This is a genomic window from Nocardia sp. NPDC049707, from assembly GCF_040674855.1.
Taxonomy (GTDB): Bacteria; Actinomycetota; Actinomycetes; order Mycobacteriales; family Mycobacteriaceae; genus Nocardia.
On the sequence record NZ_JBFANN010000002.1, the window covers coordinates 57,981 to 74,767 of the forward strand.

The 16,787-nt window shown below is 65.9% G+C and carries 18 protein-coding genes; 11 read left to right on the top strand and 7 right to left on the bottom strand.

Translation table 11 applies throughout. The features are described from left to right. Positions 1 to 105: 105 nt before the first annotated feature. The 4 genes from AB0J29_RS02740 to AB0J29_RS02755 all read right to left on the bottom strand — a co-directional run bounded on the left by AB0J29_RS02740 (position 106) and on the right by AB0J29_RS02755 (position 2,769). Positions 106 to 603 (bottom strand): sensor domain-containing protein, encoded by a 498-nt coding sequence (locus AB0J29_RS02740; RefSeq protein WP_364778123.1) that lies wholly within the window; start codon positions 601 to 603, stop codon positions 106 to 108. Between the two features lie 39 nt (positions 604 to 642). Then, entirely contained in the window at positions 643 to 1,059 is a 417-nt protein-coding gene (locus AB0J29_RS02745) for an NUDIX domain-containing protein (protein ID WP_364778126.1), read from the bottom strand. A 316-nt stretch (positions 1,060 to 1,375) separates the two neighbouring features. Beyond that, positions 1,376 to 2,392 carry a M48 family metalloprotease gene (locus AB0J29_RS02750; protein WP_364778129.1) on the bottom strand — a complete coding sequence of 339 codons (1,017 nt, stop codon included), beginning with the start codon at positions 2,390 to 2,392 and terminating at the stop codon, positions 1,376 to 1,378. Further along, a complete protein-coding gene (locus AB0J29_RS02755) occupies positions 2,389 to 2,769 on the bottom strand; it encodes a BlaI/MecI/CopY family transcriptional regulator (RefSeq protein ID WP_364778132.1) in 381 nt (126 codons plus the stop codon). The genes AB0J29_RS02750 and AB0J29_RS02755 overlap by 4 nt, the downstream gene beginning before the upstream one ends. Before the next feature lie 184 nt (positions 2,770 to 2,953). Between AB0J29_RS02755 and AB0J29_RS02760 the strand changes: the two genes are divergently transcribed. After that, the gene (locus AB0J29_RS02760; RefSeq protein WP_364778135.1) at positions 2,954 to 4,183 is read left to right on the top strand and encodes a metallophosphoesterase; all 1,230 of its coding nucleotides are present in this window, start codon (positions 2,954 to 2,956) and stop codon (positions 4,181 to 4,183) included. 169 nt (positions 4,184 to 4,352) lie between these two features. Here the strand turns inward: AB0J29_RS02760 and AB0J29_RS02765 are convergent, their stop codons facing one another. Beyond that, complete coding sequence (locus tag AB0J29_RS02765; protein ID WP_364778915.1) at positions 4,353 to 5,057, bottom strand: MerR family transcriptional regulator; 705 nt, start codon at positions 5,055 to 5,057, stop codon at positions 4,353 to 4,355. Positions 5,058 to 5,169: 112 nt separating this feature from the next. Here AB0J29_RS02765 and AB0J29_RS02770 point away from each other — a divergent pair, with 112 nt between their 5' ends. Next, complete coding sequence (locus AB0J29_RS02770; protein ID WP_364778138.1) at positions 5,170 to 6,387, top strand: erythromycin esterase family protein; 1,218 nt, start codon at positions 5,170 to 5,172, stop codon at positions 6,385 to 6,387. Between the two features lie 400 nt (positions 6,388 to 6,787). Here AB0J29_RS02770 and AB0J29_RS02775 read toward each other — a convergent pair whose 3' ends face one another. Together AB0J29_RS02775 and AB0J29_RS02780 are read right to left on the bottom strand one after the other, a co-directional pair. Beyond that, positions 6,788 to 7,357, bottom strand: a complete 570-nt coding sequence (locus AB0J29_RS02775) for a TetR family transcriptional regulator (protein ID WP_364778141.1) — start codon at positions 7,355 to 7,357, stop codon at positions 6,788 to 6,790. A gap of 217 nt (positions 7,358 to 7,574) precedes the next feature. Beyond that, positions 7,575 to 8,516, bottom strand: a complete 942-nt coding sequence (locus AB0J29_RS02780) for an NADP-dependent oxidoreductase (RefSeq protein ID WP_364778144.1) — start codon at positions 8,514 to 8,516, stop codon at positions 7,575 to 7,577. A 356-nt stretch (positions 8,517 to 8,872) separates the two neighbouring features. On the opposite strand from AB0J29_RS02780, the gene dinB reads away from it, so the two are divergent. From dinB to nuoF, 9 genes are all read left to right on the top strand, one after another. Next, entirely contained in the window at positions 8,873 to 10,126 is a 1,254-nt protein-coding gene (gene dinB / locus AB0J29_RS02785) for a DNA polymerase IV (protein ID WP_364778147.1), read from the top strand. Between the two features lie 118 nt (positions 10,127 to 10,244). Then, positions 10,245 to 10,622, top strand: coding sequence for a PLD nuclease N-terminal domain-containing protein (locus AB0J29_RS02790; protein ID WP_364778150.1), 378 nt, complete (start codon positions 10,245 to 10,247; stop codon positions 10,620 to 10,622). A gap of 232 nt (positions 10,623 to 10,854) precedes the next feature. Next, the gene (locus AB0J29_RS02795) at positions 10,855 to 11,190 is read left to right on the top strand and encodes a hypothetical protein (protein WP_364778918.1); all 336 of its coding nucleotides are present in this window, start codon (positions 10,855 to 10,857) and stop codon (positions 11,188 to 11,190) included. A 404-nt stretch (positions 11,191 to 11,594) separates the two neighbouring features. Continuing rightward, entirely contained in the window at positions 11,595 to 11,975 is a 381-nt protein-coding gene (locus tag AB0J29_RS02800; protein ID WP_364778153.1) for an NADH-quinone oxidoreductase subunit A, read from the top strand. 77 nt (positions 11,976 to 12,052) lie between these two features. Then, the gene (locus AB0J29_RS02805; protein ID WP_040690435.1) at positions 12,053 to 12,607 is read left to right on the top strand and encodes an NADH-quinone oxidoreductase subunit B; all 555 of its coding nucleotides are present in this window, start codon (positions 12,053 to 12,055) and stop codon (positions 12,605 to 12,607) included. Next, positions 12,604 to 13,374, top strand: a complete 771-nt coding sequence (locus tag AB0J29_RS02810) for an NADH-quinone oxidoreductase subunit C (RefSeq protein WP_364778156.1) — start codon at positions 12,604 to 12,606, stop codon at positions 13,372 to 13,374. Before AB0J29_RS02805 ends, AB0J29_RS02810 begins: the two co-directional genes overlap by 4 nt. Continuing rightward, a complete protein-coding gene (locus AB0J29_RS02815; RefSeq protein ID WP_364778159.1) occupies positions 13,374 to 14,708 on the top strand; it encodes an NADH-quinone oxidoreductase subunit D in 1,335 nt (444 codons plus the stop codon). Before AB0J29_RS02810 ends, AB0J29_RS02815 begins: the two co-directional genes overlap by 1 nt. A gap of 23 nt (positions 14,709 to 14,731) precedes the next feature. Then, complete coding sequence (gene nuoE / locus AB0J29_RS02820; protein WP_364778921.1) at positions 14,732 to 15,466, top strand: NADH-quinone oxidoreductase subunit NuoE; 735 nt, start codon at positions 14,732 to 14,734, stop codon at positions 15,464 to 15,466. Then, on the top strand, positions 15,466 to 16,779 hold the full coding sequence (gene nuoF, locus AB0J29_RS02825) for an NADH-quinone oxidoreductase subunit NuoF (protein ID WP_364778924.1): 1,314 nt from the start codon (positions 15,466 to 15,468) through the stop codon (positions 16,777 to 16,779). Before nuoE ends, nuoF begins: the two co-directional genes overlap by 1 nt. Positions 16,780 to 16,787 lie beyond the last annotated feature (8 nt).

Consider the following 16,787-nt stretch of genomic DNA (forward strand, 5'->3'; position numbering starts at 1 on the left):
CCCGACCAGCACAAACCAGCTCGTTTGCGGCTGGTGGCACGATTCTCAATGGCACCCCAGTTCGCTGGAAAGGTTGTGTCGCATGCGCCGCATCATCACGCCGACTCACGCTTGATGCCACCAGGAGATGAAGAGCAGCACGCCACCGGCGGCCAGCAGCAGCGATACCGGAATCGGCCACCACGGGCCGTGCCGGCCGAGCAACCGGCGGGTCAGGCGCACTTGCACCGCGCCGAGTCCGGCCAGCACCAGTCCCCAGACGGGTAGTAGCCCAACCCCGAGCAGCGCATGTACCGCCCAGGCCCCGGCCAGCGTCGGACCACCCCACGAGTGTTCGAGATCGTTGTCCGCGATGAGCGGATAGAAAATTCCGCGCACCGCGGCGATGGTCGCCAGGAAGGCCAGAAACCAGGTGAGCAGGCCGAGTGCACCGGCCAGCACCGAATGCACAACCGCCCGCACCGCCAGGGCATCGCGTGGTGCGATGAAGATGCCGAGCAGCCGGCGCGGGACCCGAAACCGGCTCGCGATGGGGCCGAGAGCGATCACCGGCGCAACCAACGCGTATGCGGCCCAACGCAACAGTGAGCGAACCGTGGTCATGCCATCGACCGTATCCCGCACGGCGGATACGCGGACACCTCAGGCCAATCGGCCCGCATCGACCAGGTCGTCGAACAGCAGCTGATCGACCGGCGGCACCAGCGCGCGATCCGCGTAGCAGAACCAAGCGACCTCTTCGATCTCGCTGCTGGCCGCGAGGGTGCCGTGATAGTCAGCGGTGTAGCAACTCATCCGAACGACCACGTCATCGGCGGATCCGTGCAGTGCGGCCTCGTACGTGCCGACGTGGGCGACGGTTTCCGGAAGCAGCGCGACGGTCAACTCCTCTTCGATCTCGCGCAGTAGCGTCTGCAGATCGGACTCCGCGCCCTCACGCTTCCCACCCGGGATGTAGAAGATGTCCTTGCCTTTGGGACGCGCACACAGGATGCGGCCGCCCTCGATGCGCACCCACGCGACCGTGTCGATCAGATTCCGCACTCGCCCATCCGCCACCGCCGCAGCCTAATGGACGGATCGATCAGTGGACGGGCTGGAGGTCGGCGGGCAGGGTGGAGCGTCCGCCCGTCGCGCCCGTGACCGCCGCCGTCGCGGTGGCACCGGGACTGATCCGACTCGGCGCCCGGATGCCGAAACCGGTTGCGACTCAACAGACGGCGGGATCCCGTCCGGAATCACCGGCGGCATCGGTGTGACCTCCTCGGGGCCCACCGAGGTGTGATTACTACGCCACCTGGACCGTGAATCCGGTGTGGCCCAGGGCTGCGGCCATCGACGACCAGGATGGGAGAGATCCAGCCCGCTGCTCGGCTTACTCGGAGCGATGCTCGGCGGGGAGCAGTTCGGTGTCGCCGGCGCCCGGCCCGAGGACATATTGGTCGAAGGCACCCACTGTGCTGCAGAACAGTACTCCGACCGCGATTTCCAGTAGGCCGACCACCGTCGCGGCCATCACGGCGAGTAATGCGGTCCGGTTCGTCGCGCGACGGACCGGACCGACCGGTGCGACCAACCGCTCGGCTCGAACCAGTACGGCGGTAGCCGCGGCACTCAACGCGCCCGCCGGGAGCGGTTCGGTCGCCCCGACGATCGCGAGCAGACCACCGAGCAGCGGCTCCCGCCCGTGCCTGCGCGCCGCCGTATCGTCGGCGCACATCTCGAGCAGTCGGCCGATTTCCTGCTCCCCGTCGGTCGCAAGACGCATCCCGGGCAGGGCGATCGCGATACCGCGCAGGAAGCGGAGCAGTCCGGCATGCCGTTCGCTCAGATGTGCGTGCTCATGGGCGAGCACCGCGGCGAGCTGCTGCTCGGTCAGTGCGTCGACGGCCGCGCTGGTGACCACGATGGTGTCGGGCCGTCCGGCCACGCAATAGGCTTGGCGCTCCGGGGAATCCAGCACGACGGCACCGACACCGGGCACACGTCGACCGACCATGCGGACGGCCCGCGCGTGTGCGATGGTTTTACGTCGCATCTGCACCATCGCCCGTGTGACATGCGTCAGGATGCCGACGAGCGCAGCGGCGACCAGGGCCGCGCTGGTGAGGGTGCCCAATTGGATCAGCAGGTCACCGTGCAGACGCATCGGCGTGGCCAGCGCGGTGTAGCAGTCGTGCAAAATATCGGCGGGATGCCAGTAGGTGGCGAATTCGACGATCAGCATGCCGGACGCGATGGCCCACGCACCCAGTGCGCCCGCGATCGCGACCAGCCAGGCGAGCACCCCGAGCCGGGGTGCGACGCCGCGCCAGGTGAGTCTGCGCAGCACGGTCGGACCGAAGGTGGCCACCATGCTCCCGTAGATCATCAGGCTGACGGCTACGTTCACGGCGCCTCGGGCGTTTTGCGTGAGCTGAGCCGACGCAGCGCGGCACGCAGTCCGGCCGACTCCTCCGCACTGATCCGATCGACGAAATGGCTGAGCACCAGATCCGAGCGACCGCCGGAGCCGAGGGCCTCGAGCATGAGTCGCGCGCTGTGTTCCTCGCGGGTGAGCGTCGGCCAATATCGATATGCCTTGCCCGCGCGTTCGCGTGCCAACCAGCCCTTGCGGTGCAGATTGTCCATGGTCGACATGACCGTGGTGTAGGCAATGTCGCGTTCGGCGGCCAGTTCGTCGAAGATTTCGCGGACCGTTGTGGTTTCCGCGTCCCGATCCCAAATGCGGTCCATGATCACCGCCTCCAAATCCCCGAATCCACGCACGATGCCGACTCCCTCATCAACTGACTGGACATCTCTGAAGTTCCAGGGTAGCTGGCTCGGATTATGTCTACGTAGTCATACCGTAGATCTGCGCTGGATATGTCGGGCATCCCGAGCATGCGGAACTCCGGTGTCGCCGGCTCAGGGAGGTCTCGGCCACCCCGACCGGGCATAGAGTGCTGCGGTGGACGTGGTGATCGCTGTCGTGGGAATCGTCGTCGGTGCGGGAATCGTGGTTGCGGGCGTGGTCGGCGCGCACTGGTATCTCTGGCGGCGGCTCGTATGGGAGACGACCGAGCGTGGGTCGATAGGCCGCCGAGCGGGGACCGGGGTGATCGTCGCGGGGACAGCGCTGTTGATCGGTGCATTCGTATCCGAATCGGCCGGGGTTCCGTTCCTGATCACCCAGATCATCGCCTGGCCCGGTTATCTGTGGGGCGCGCTGTTCCTCTATCTCGTGCTGTGGCTCTTGGTGGGCGAGCTGGTCCGGCCGCTGCTCCGGCGCTGGATCACGCATTCGAACAGGTCCGAGGTCGCGGTCGCGGACGTGCCGGTTCCGGAAACCGCGCAGCGAGACGATCCCGCGCCCGTTTCCCGGCGACTCTTCGTCTCTCGCGCGGTCGGCGCCGCGGCAACGCTGGCGGCCGTGACCACCGTCGGCTACGGCACCAACGTCGTGCTGAACGGCCCACGAGTGCAGCAGTTGACAGTACCGCTGGCCAAGCTGCCGCGTGCCGCACACGGCTACCGGATCGCCGTCGTCAGCGATATGCATCTCGGCCCGATTCTGGGCCGCGGGTTCGCCGAGCGAGTGGTCGAGACGATCAACGGTACACAGCCGGATCTCATTGCGGTCGTGGGCGATCTGGTCGACGGTAGCGTCGAACACCTGCGCTCGGCGGTCGAACCGCTGTCGCGATTGCACGCGCGTCACGGCGCCTATTTCGTCACCGGCAACCACGAATACTTCTCCGGCGCCGAACAATGGATCGAGCACGTGCAAGAACTCGGACTGCGGCTACTGGCGAACAGCCGAACCGAACTACCGCATTTCGACCTCGCCGGTGTCAACGATCTCCAGGGTGAACGCATGGGGCAGGGTCCGGATTTCGCCGCCGCGCTCGGGGACCGTGATCTTGCGCGTACCGCGGTACTGCTGGCGCATCAGCCGGTGCAAATCCACGATGCGGTCGAGTTCGGCGTCGACCTGCAACTGTCCGGCCATACCCACGGCGGTCAGCTATGGCCCGGCAATTTCATTGCGGGCCTGGCCAATCCGACCGTCGCAGGCCTGGAGCGCTACGGTGACACCCAGCTCTACGTCACCCGCGGCGCCGGCGCGTGGGGACCCCCGGTCCGCGTCGGCGCCCCCTCCGACATCACGGTGATCGAGCTGGCATCGAAACAGGCGTGACCGGGCCGTCGGCTCGACGCTGACACCGACCAGGCTGCTTCGTCTTCGCATTGAGTGGAGTGAGCTCATGTCGAGTCGAGTGCGGTTCACCGGGTGCGCAAGCGCGTTCCCTCGGCAGCGCTGCACGGGTAGTCCCAGGATCCTGTCCCTGCCCTCATTACATCGTCGGTCACCCCTGCTGTGTCTGATCGAGCATGGTGAGGTAGGCATCGAGCTGCGCGGCGCCGGCGAGAAGGTTGCGGCTGCGTGTGGTCAGCCGGTCCTGCCAGGAGTTGAGGAAGAGGGTCAACGCGTCTGCCCCGCCCGCGTTGCGCAGAGAATCGATGAACTGGGCGACCTGGTGCAGCAGGTAGCCGCCCTGGCGCAGTTGTCGTGCGATCTCGGCGTCGCGTACGCAGTCCGGTCCATATTCGCGATAACCCGTTGCTCGGTCGCGTCCGGGGCGCAGGATGCCCTGGGTCTCCCAGGTGCGCAGCGTGGCGGGGTGCACGCCGAGTCGGCGCGCGAGTTCGCCCACGGTCAGCGGTCGACCGGTGACCTGGGGCGGTGTCGTAGTGGACAGGCTGCCGAGGGCCGTTGCGACCTCGGTGCGGGTGTCGCGTTCCGCGAGCAGCGCGACGTGTGCGGCGTCGATGAACCGGTACGCGGACTCGGTGTCGCCGCAGTTGGTCGCGCGCATGATCTCCATTGCCCGCTGGTGTCCGTGGCCACCGCGCAATGCGAGGAAGGCACGTAGCGCCTGTGCGTGCAGAGGTGTGTACCGCCGGTAGCCGGTCTTGCTGCGCTCGGTCGGCGGAAGGATGCCCGCGTCGTCGTAGTTGCGGATCGCCTGTGCGGACAACCCGTGTTCCCGGGCAAGGTCGATGGGCCGCAGCTTGCACCTCCGATTGAGGCTTTCATGTCTGAATCTCAGGTAGAAGTTGCAGAAGTTTCACTCGAATCTTCAACGATACTGTCGACGGTAGCTCATTCTGGAAGGGGTATTCATGTCTACCGCGATATCACTGCGTGGCATCGGCCGCCAACTCGACAACCCGGCGAGCCTGGGCGGTGCCCTCGACGAACTGTTCGCCACGCGGACCGAGCCGCCGACCCTGCTCGCCCTCGGTGAACCGACACACGGGATCGAGGCATTCCCGTTGCTGCGCAACGAACTTCTCGGTCACCTCGTCGAACGGGGGTACCGGTCGATCGCGTTGGAGACCGATGCCTTCGCCGCATCCCTTGTCGACGACTACGTGGCCGGGGCGCCGGTGGAGATCGACACGGTGCTCGCGACCGGGTTCAGCCACGGGTTCGGTGCCGTGCCTGGCAACCGCGAACTCGTCGAATGGCTCCGCGCGCACAATGCCGGTCGCGCACCGCAAGATCGGGTCGGTTTCTACGGCTTCGACGCGCCGACGGAGTACGCCGGTGCGCCGAGCCCGCGACGCGCACTGTCCTCGGTCATCGATTACCTACCCGTGGCGCTGCGGCCCGAATCAGTCCGCGACCTCGACGCCCTGCTCGGCGAGGACACCGATTGGACGAACGAGGCGGCCATGTTCGACCCGGCAGCGTCCATCGGCAACTCCGACCGCGCTCGCTCCCTGCGCATCGTCGCCGACGATCTGGCCAGTGCGCTGCGCCGCGCGGCACCCGGCCTGCGCCCCGCCGACCCGACCGGCTACGACCACGCCGTCGCGCACGCCAGCACCGCCCTGGGCCTGCTGCGCTATCACGCGGCCATCGCCAGCCCCGCGCCTGATCGTATCGCGACCCTGTTCAGCCTGCGCGCCGAAATGATGGCCGAGAACCTGCTCGCGATCATTGCCCGGGAGCACCGGCGCGGGCCGACCCTGGTCTTCGCGCACAACGCACACCTGCAACGCATGCAATCCTCGATACCGACCGTGGAAGACGAGGCGAACTGGGGCAGCGCCGGCGCCCTCGTCGGGCTCACCCTCGGCGAGCGCTACATGTTCCTGGCAACAGACGCCAGCCTCGACAGCGATCCGGGCACCCTCCAGAGCGTCCTGGCCGAGGCGACCACCCGACGCGCCCTGTTCGCCACACCGGCCCTGCGCGCCGCGCTTCCCCCGTCGACCAGCGCGGGCAAACCGATCGTGCGCGGCCACATCCCGCTCACCCCTGCCGACTTGGTCGGCGCCGACGCGGTCATCTTCATTGCCGACACCGACGGAAAACAGCATCAGTACTGGTAGCCCCTCTCAATAGCTCGCGGTTCGACGCGCTAGATGGGTGCCCTGCGGCGTGGGTATCGACTCCGCCAACGATCGCATGCTCGTGGTTCGCGCTGCTCAATCCGTCTCCTCGTACCGAATGATTCGGTGCCGCAACGGGATAGGCGGACAAGATGGTGAAGAGCTTCTGTGCGGGGTCCTATGAGGTCACGACCACCCGTGTGCGACACGCACGTCGCGTAGAAGTAGTGCCCGGTGTCGATGTCGGCGATCAGTGAGGGGCCGGTGGGTTCGCCACCACGGCCGAGCCGATGTATCCGGACGAGCCGATCGCGAGAATATGCACGGGAGCCTCCTGATATCCCTGAGTGACATCAGCTTTAGCGCGCTGATGTCTCTCAGGGGACATCATCGTTGTGCGTTAGCGTCGGACGTCGAGTGCGCGCAGCTCAGCCAGCGTCTCGGCGGCGATGACCGACAGGGTCCGCGTCTCGTTGGTGGCCAGCCACTGCCTGAAGGCGAGGTTGAACACGGTGACAGCGGACTCCGCCGCCAACGTGGCCGCGGGCTCGGCGATACCCTGGTCCCGCAGGGCGTCGCGCAGCAGCTGGGCCAGGTTTGCGTTCTTGTGATGCTGGCGCTCCAGCAATGCCGCGTTCGTGTCGATGATCGTCTGACGTGCGCGCGCGTGCTCGCGCGGCGTGTCCGCGAACATGTCGGCGACACGGGCTATGGCGAAACCGATCAGGGACATCGGCGACTCGCCCGCTGGTGCTTGCGCGACGGCGGCAACCAACGCGCCCTCGAGTTCCTGCTGCCCGAGAAACAGCACGTCGCGCTTGTCCGGGAAGTGCCGGAAGAAGGTACGCCGGTTCAGCCCGACGGCCTGGGCGATCTCCGCCGCGGTCGTCTGCTCGAACCCCTGGCTCGTGAATAGTTCAAGCGCCGCCTTCTGCAGGCGCGCCGTCGCACCGGGTTCCCAACGTGCCATGACTCTCCGTCCGCCTCGCCAGTGATGGCATCTGGAGACATCGTACGGAAGACCTGTTAGCGGTCAGGATGTCGCGCAGCACCTGTGGAAGTCGTAGCGCCGCGGTAGCGGGCACCCGCCCCAGGGTCGTCCATGCCGGGGTGTTCCAGTGGCACTAGGCGGAGGGCTCGGATGCCTCGACAACCGCTCCAGCGCACCACAGCCGGTCAGGCGGCGGTCACTCGGTCGTAATGACGAGCTTGCCACCCTTGGGTGTGCGGTTGCGTTCGAGCGTCGTGAGCGCCGCGATCGCCTCGCTGAGCGGCACAGTGCGTGCGATCGGCGGCCGTAGTGCCCCCTTCCCGGCGGCCCGTGCGACCTCCTCGAGATCCGCCACGACGGCTTTCGCGATCAGCACCTGGTACGGCCCCGGCAGAATGCTTCTCGCGAACTTCGCAGGGGTGGGGTTGATGGCGATGATGCGACCGCCAGGTTTCAGCAACGTCCGCGCCGCTTTGATCGGCAGTGTGCCGGCAGTGTCGAAGACGATGTCGAATCGTCCGGTGAGTTTCGATGCGTCGAAGTCGAATTCAACGATCGGGGCGATACCGAGGTCGCGTGCCTCTTGCGTCGCGGTACCACGGCAACTACCTCCCACGGAGGCCCCTTGCATCAAAGCGATCTGGGCGGCGGATCGACCGACTCCACCGAGGCAGCCGTGGATGAAGACGGCCTGCCCGGCTTGCAGCTTGCCTTTGTTGATCATGGCTTGACGGGCGGTAAGCCCGACGATGGGAATCGCGGCGGCCACCTCCCACGAAAGACTCGCCGGCTTTTTCACGACCCCCTTCGCTTCGGCGACGACCATCTCGGCGAACGCTCCAGCCGCCTTTATGCTTGCGCCGCCGAGCACTTCATCACCGATGCCGAGCCGGGTGACGCCGTCGCCGACTGCTTCCACGACGCCCGCGAAGTCGTGACCCAAGCCACGCGGGAACTTCCGGCCGGTCATGATCTTCATCTCGCCATTGCGGATGCTCCAGTCCATCGGGTTCGCTGCCGCTGCCCGCACACGGACCAGAACCTCGTCGGTGCCGGGCCGCGCTGGCGCGAAATCCTCGAACCGCATCACCTCAGGGCCGCCGTATTCGTGGTATTGGATGCGCTTCATTGTTGTCATATTGATTCCCTCCACGAAATGATGTCATCGAGTGCCATCACTCTAGCACAGTAATGTCACTTGGTGACATCGCTGGAAGAGTTATCAACGGCGCTTGCAGGCGGCCGCCGAGGGCGATCTCGAACGCGTCGAGCCCGGGTTTCCACGACATCGGGAAGTAGAGATCGCGGCTACTCAGCGGCGCTCATTCCCCGGTCAGCGCCGACAACACCACTCGCACCTCGTCCTCGACCGGGATCTCCAACCGCCGCGACCTAGCCACCGACCAGCTCCCCTCCTGGCTCGATGTGTTCGGAGCGTAAACCGAGCAACCCAGCCGAAAAGTTCGACTCGCGGAGCGAGATCTATGCGAACATATGTTCGTGTCCGAGTCTGTCCACTCAGCGATTGCGCCGCGTTCGCGCAGGCCGCGGATCGAGGCGCGGGCGGAGGCCTCGATCTTGCATGCTGATCTCGACTCGTTCTATGCCTCGGTGGAACAGCGCGATAATCCTCGGTTGCGGGGGCGGCCGGTGATCGTGGGTGGCGGGGTGGTGCTGGCGGCCAGTTATGAGGCGAAGGCGTTGGGGGTGCGCACGCCGATGAATGGTGGTGCGGCACTGCGGCTTTGCCCGCATGCGATTGTGGTGCCGCCGCGTATGTCGGCCTATGCCGAGGCGAGCAGGGCCGTCTTCGAGATCTTCCACGACACGACACCGGTGGTCGAGGGCATTTCGATCGATGAGGCGTTTCTCGATGTGGGTGGGCTGCGGCGGATCGCCGGCGAACCCGTCGAGATCGGGCGGCGGTTGCGCAATGCGGTGCGCGAGCAGGTCGGGCTGCCGATTTCGGTCGGGATCGCGCGAACGAAATTCCTGGCCAAAGTGGCCAGCGCGGTCGCCAAACCCGACGGATTGCGCCTGGTGCCACCGGAACTCGAACTCGATTTCCTGCATCCGCTGCCGGTCGAACGACTATGGGGCGTTGGCGAGGTCACCTCCCGCACCCTGCACGAACACGGCATCACCCGCATCGGTCAACTTGCCGAACTCGGCGAATCGTCGTTGCGCGCCATCCTCGGCCCTGCCGCGGCACGGCACCTGTACGCCCTGTCCCTGGCTCGCGACCCGCGGCGCGTCGAAACCGGTGTCCGCCGCCGCTCCATCGGCGCGCCACGCGCACTCGGTCGTCGGTACCGGCCACCCGACGAGATCGAGGCTTACCTACACGGCCTCACCGACCGCCTCGGTCGTCGGTTGCGCGCGGCCGAGCGGGTGACCCGAACTGTGGTGTTGCGCATGCGTTTCGACGATTTCTCCCGAGCCACCCGCTCGCACACCCTGGCCGAGGCCACCGATCACACCGAAACCATCCTGTACGCAGCGCGCACCTTGCTCAGTGGCGCGATGCCCATGATTCAGGAGCGTGGCCTCACCCTCATCGGGCTGGCACTGACCAATCTCGACAACGCCGACGCCGTCCAACTGACCCTGCCGTTGGAATCTCGCGCCACCAACACCCTCGACGCCACCCTCGACGACCTGCGCCGCCGCTTCGGCTCATCCGCCGTCACCCGCGCCGCTCTCATCGGCCGCGGCGAAGGCATCTCGGTCCCGCTGCTGCCGGACTGATGCGCTCAACGCGGTGTGTATCCTCCATGCAGGCCGATTCGGCGGGGGGACCATCGATTTTTCGGAAACCACGGATGAGCAGGCCATCGCTATTGCCGTGCGCCCGAGGAGATTTCCGATGCCATACGCAGTGTTGGGCCTGCTCACGTTGGCCCTATGGGTCTACTGCCTGGTCGACATCGTTACTTGCCCCGATGCGGGGATCCGGCATCTGCCGAAAATGGCGTGGCTCATCGTCGTCATCCTGGTGCCGACCGTTGGCGCACTGCTGTGGCTGTTCGCGGGTCGCCCACTGCACGAGGGCGCCCCGCGTTCCCGCGCCCGCTACGCCGAATACGACCGGCCCGGCCGCTATGTCCCGCAGAATCCGGACGATGACGAAGCCTTTCTACGCGGCCTGCGGGAACGCGCCGAATCCCAGCGCCGCGAGGCCCGCCGCCAAGAGGAAGAACGCCAACGCGATCAGGACTGCCGCCGCGAACAGGGCGACCTGTAAGCGGTCACCCTCCGCCGGCTGCCATCCGCAGGCAACGGCTTTCGATTACTTATCCGCACGCGCATTCCGCGCCGCCGACCGATGACAGCGCGACGTGCACTGAACAATCTGGGCCAACGTGCCACGCCGCACCCCCGCCCCGACGTACCATCCCTGCGTGACCGACGCGATTCGTACCACCCCACTGCGGGTCCTGGTCTACAGCAACGACGCCGATACCCGGCGCCAAGTCATGCTGGCATTGGGCAGGCACCCGGACCCCGAGCTGCCCGCCTTCGACTACCTCGAGGTGGCGACCGCACCCGTGGTCATCGAACAGATGGACGCGGGCGGTATCGACCTGGCCATCCTGGACGGCGAATCCGCCCCAGCGGGCGGGCTCGGCATCGCCAAGCAGCTCAAGGACGAGATCGCCCAGTGCCCACCGGTTCTCGTACTGACCGGTCGCCCCGATGATGCCTGGCTCGCGAACTGGTCGCGCGCCGAGGCCGCCGTATCCCATCCGATCGATCCGATCCGGCTCACCGAGGCCGTCGTCGCGCTGCTGCACAACCGCACCGCGGCCTGACCGAATCTGCCCCGAGCGCCACATCATGCCCGCGTCCTCCGAGGACGCGGGCATTCTGCTGTCACGTGACGGTGCAATCACTCAGCGATCCGGCAGGTCGGATTACCCCCGATTCAGTCATAAATAGCAGTCCCGTTTTCGATCAAAGACCCAATCGAATAAATGGTCGACCCGCCGTGTCAGTTGTAGGCTGTGCCGTAGCTCACATGAGCGCGAGCCTCGATATGACAGACCCGCGTGGTGCGAGCAGGCCATGGGGCGAGTCTGACCGAGGCGGACAATGACGTCAGCCCGCCTCGGAAGCTGCCGTCATGATTCCGACGCCGACCATCACACTCCCGGCGCCGTCGGGGGACATGACGCCCAACCGCCAGCTACAGCTCGCAAGGAGGGGAAGTGCAGTCGTGAATATCGAGATGCCCACCCTGGTCCTAGGCGCGATCGCCGCCGCGTTCGCGGTGTTCTCCATCATCCTGTCGGCCCTCGTCGGCCCCAAGCGCTACAACCGGGCCAAACAGGAGGCCTACGAGTGCGGCATCGAACCGACTCCGCACGCCGTCGCAGGTGGGCCGGGAAACGTTACCGGACAACGCTTTCCGGTGAAGTACTACCTCACCGCCATGCTGTTCATCATCTTCGATATCGAGATCGTGTTCCTCTACCCGTGGGCTGTCCACTTCGATGCGCTCGGTCTCTTCGGTCTCGCCGCGATGGCGCTGTTCATCTTCAACGTCTCGGTGGCCTACGCCTACGAATGGCGCCGCGGCGGTCTCAGCTGGGACTGATCGCCCATACGCACTGGCCCACAAGGCATTTCGCTGCATCGGGCCGCACGCACAGTGGAAGTGAGAGTTAGTCGAACATGGGTCTCGAGGAAAAACTGCCCAGCGGCTTTCTGCTGAGCACGGTCGAAGATTTCGCCGGATATCTGCGCAAGGGCTCGCTGTGGCCGGCCACCTTCGGGCTGGCCTGCTGCGCCATCGAGATGATGGCCACCGGCGCGGGACGTTTCGATATCGCCCGCTTCGGTATGGAGGCGTTCCGCGCCTCACCGCGGCAGGCCGATCTGATGATCGTCGCGGGCCGGGTCAGCCAGAAGATGGCACCGGTGCTGCGTCAGGTCTACGACCAGATGACCGAACCGAAATGGGTGCTGGCCATGGGCGTTTGCGCGTCCTCGGGCGGCATGTTCAACAACTACGCCATCGTGCAGGGCGTGGACCATGTTGTGCCGGTCGACATCTACCTGCCCGGCTGCCCGCCGCGCCCGGAGATGCTGCTGAACGCGATCCTGACGCTGCACGCGAAGATCCAGCAGATGCCACTCGGCGTCAACCGCGAGGAGGCCATCCGTGCCGCCGAAGCGGCGGCACTGGCGTCCACGCCGACCATCCGGATGGAGGGTCTGCTGCGATGACCTTCGACTCCCCCGACAACACCGAAACCAGCACGCCGCAGGAGTACATCGACGCCGCGGCCACTGCAGGACCGGAAGGCACACCGCCGGAAGCGGATTCGGCATCGGCCGAGGTGATCGGCGTGCGGCGCGGCATGTTCGGTGTCACCGGCACCGGCGACACCTCCGGCTACGGCCGCCTGGTCCGGCCGGTGACACTGCCCGGCAGCACCCCCGCGCCGTACGGCAGCTATTTCGACGAGATCGTCACCGCATTGCACGGCGCGCTCGGCGCGGTCGGCACCAGCTGGGAGACCGCCATCGAGAAGGTGATCGTCTTCCGCGGCGAGCTCACCTTGCACGTGCGGCGCGAACATCTGGTGACCGTCGCCGCGGCGTTACGCGATTCCGCCGCACTGCGTTTCGAGCTCTGCCTCGGCGTCAACGGCGTGCACTATCCGGACGACGCGGGCCGCGAATTGCACGCGGTCTATCACCTCATGTCCATCACCCACAATCGACGCCTGCGCATCGAAGTATCCGCACCGGATGCCGACCCGCATATCCCGTCACTGTTCGGTGTGTATCCGACCACCGACTGGCACGAGCGGGAAACCTACGACTTCTTCGGCATCCTCTTCGACGGCCACCCCTCGCTGACGCGCATCACCATGCCCGACGACTGGCGTGGCCACCCCCAGCGCAAGGACTACCCGCTCGGCGGGATCCCGGTCGAGTACAAGGGCGCGCGCATTCCGCCGCCCGACGAGCGGAGGGCGTACAAGTAATGAGCGACATCGACACCCGGCCCGGCGTCCACAACGACACCGGGCCCGAACCCGCTGTGGTCACGGTGGCGGGCCAGGACTGGGATACGGTCACCGAAACCCTCGACGGCGCGGGTGAGGAACGCATCGTCGTCAACATGGGTCCGCAGCATCCGTCCACGCACGGCGTACTGCGGCTCATCCTGGAAATCGAGGGTGAGACGGTCACCGAGGCCCGCTGCGGCATCGGCTATCTGCACACTGGTATCGAGAAGAATCTCGAATTCCGCAACTGGGCGCAGGGCACCACCTTCGTGACCCGAATGGACTATCTGTCCCCGTTCTTCAACGAGACGGCGTACTGCCTCGGCGTCGAACGGCTGCTCGATATCGAAGAGCAGATCCCCGAGCGCGCCACCATCGTTCGCGTCATGCTCATGGAACTCAATCGGATCTCCTCACATCTGGTCGCGCTGGCTACCGGTGGGATGGAGCTCGGCGCGCTCACCCCGATGCTGTTCGGTTTCCGGGAACGCGAACTGATTCTGGATGTCTTCGAGACCATCACCGGCCTGCGCATGAATCACGCCTACATCCGGCCCGGCGGCCTCGCCCAGGATCTGCCCGACGACGGTGTCACCAAGGTCCGCGAGCTGCTGCAGCTCTTGCCCAAGCGGCTGCGCGATATGGATCATCTGCTCACCCAGAATCCGATCTGGAAGGCACGCACCAAGAACATCGGCTACCTGGACCTCACCGGCTGCATGGCGCTCGGCATCACCGGGCCGGTCCTGCGCTCGACCGGTCTGCCGCACGATCTGCGCAAGGCCGCGCCGTATTGCGGCTACGAGAACTACGAATTCGACGTTCCGACCACCACCGGCTGCGATTGCTACGGCCGCTATTGGATTCGGGTCGCGGAGATGAAGGAATCGCTCAAGATCGTCGAGCAGTGTCTGGACACATTGCGGCCGGGTCCGGTGATGGTGGATGACAAGAAGCTCGCCTGGCCCGCGGATCTGCAGCTGGGTCCGGACGGACTCGGCAACTCCCCCAAGCACATCGGCCGCATCATGGGCACATCCATGGAGGGGCTCATCCATCACTTCAAACTCGTCACCGAGGGCATCCGGGTCCCGGCGGGACAGGTGTATGTGGCGGTGGAATCGCCGCGCGGCGAACTGGGTGTGCATATGGTCAGCGACGGCGGCACCCGCCCGTATCGGGTGCACTATCGCGACCCCTCGTTCACGAATCTGCAAGCGGTGGCGGCGATGTGCGAGGGCGGCATGGTCGCCGATGTCATCGCATCCGTCGCCAGCATCGACCCGGTGATGGGCGGAGTTGACCGATGAGTACTGCATCACATAGCGATTCCATGAGGGGTGGCGGTCGGGAGACGGGTGGGCCCAAGATCCTGTTGAAGCTGTCCACCCGGCCGCAGCCGTTCGCGCGGTATGTGCGCGAGCGCCTGGAGATCGATGCCAAGGAGATCATCGCCCGGTATCCGGAGCCACGCTCGGCATTGCTGCCGCTGTTGCATCTCGTGCAGGCCGAGGAGGGCTGCGTCACCGGCACCGGCATCGAATTCTGTGCCGACCAGCTGGACTTGACCGGCGCAGAGGTCACCGCGGTGGCGACCTTCTACTCGATGTACCGGCGCACCCCCACCGGCGACTATCACGTCGGTGTCTGCACCAACACGCTCTGCGCGGTGATGGGTGGCGATGCCATTCTCGAGACCCTGCAGCGCCGACTCGGCATCGGGCACGGCGAGACCACACCGGACGGGTCGATCACCCTCGAGCACATCGAATGCAATGCGGCCTGCGATTTCGCGCCGGTGGTGATGGTCAACTGGGAGTTCTTCGATAATCAGACCCCGGAATCGGCTGCCGCACTGGTGGATTCGCTGCGCTGCGGCGAGGAGGTAACACCGACCCGCGGCGCACCGCTGTGCACGTTCAAGCAGACCGCGCGCATCCTCGCCGGATTCCCCGACGAACGCCCCGGGGTGCTCGACGGTGCGGCGGGCGAGGCGACACTTGCCGGTCTGCGGGTTGCACAGGAACAGAATATGCAAGCTCCGGAACCGAAGCCGGGTGAGGCATGATGACACTGACTCCCGTACTCACCCGGTATTGGGACGACCCACGGTCGTGGACCCTCGAGCACTACCGCAGCCACGACGGCTATCAGGCGGTGCGCAAGGCATTGCGCATGGAGCCCGATCAGGTCATCCAGACCATCAAGGACGCGGGTCTGCGCGGCCGCGGCGGCGCTGGCTTCCCGACCGGTATGAAATGGAGCTTCATCCCGCAAGGGCCCGGACCCGATGGCGTCACCAAACCGCACTATCTCGTGGTCAATGCCGACGAGTCGGAACCCGGTACCTGCAAGGACATTCCGCTCATGCTGGCCACCCCGCACACCCTCATCGAGGGCGTCATCATCGCGGCGTACGCGATTCGGGCGGCACACGCGTTCATCTATGTGCGCGGCGAGGTCGTGCCGGTGCTGCGGCGGCTGCAGGCCGCGGTCGCCCAGGCGTATGCGGCCGGATTCCTCGGAAAGAACATTCTCGGCTCCGGCTACGACTTGGAACTCATCGTGCACGCCGGTGCCGGTGCATACATCTGCGGTGAGGAAACCGCGCTACTGGATTCGCTGGAAGGTCGGCGCGGCCAGCCTCGACTGCGACCGCCGTTCCCGGCCGTGGCGGGTCTGTATGCCTGCCCGACGGTGGTCAACAATGTGGAATCCATTGCTAGCGTGCCGCCGATCATCCTGAACGGCACGGCCTGGTTCCGGTCCATGGGCAGTGAGAAATCCCCGGGTTTCACGCTGTACTCGCTGTCGGGGCACGTTGCCCGGCCCGGACAATACGAAGCGCCACTGGGCATTACGTTGCGCGAACTGCTCGGCTACGCCGGTGGTGTGCGGGCCGGACATCAGGTGAAGTTCTGGACGCCCGGCGGTTCGTCGACGCCGTTGTTCACCGACCGACATCTCGACGTGCCGCTGGACTACGAGGGTGTCGCCGGTGCCGGATCCATGTTGGGCACCAAAGCATTACAGATCTTCGACGACACCACCTGCGTGGTGCGCGCGGTGCTGCGCTGGACCGAGTTCTACGCCCACGAATCCTGCGGTAAATGCACGCCCTGTCGTGAGGGCACCTATTGGCTCGTCCAGTTGCTGAAGCGGATCGAGGCCGGTCGGGGCACCGAATCGGATCTGGAGAAGCTCCTCGATATCAGCGACACCATCAACGGCAAATCTTTCTGCGCACTCGGCGACGGTGCGGCCAGCCCGATCATTTCCTCGCTGAAGTACTTCCGCCAGGAATACGTCGACCATCTGCGGCTCGACGGCTGCCCGTTCGATCCCGCGCGATCCACCGCCTGGGCCGAAGGAGTGAAATGAGTACAGCA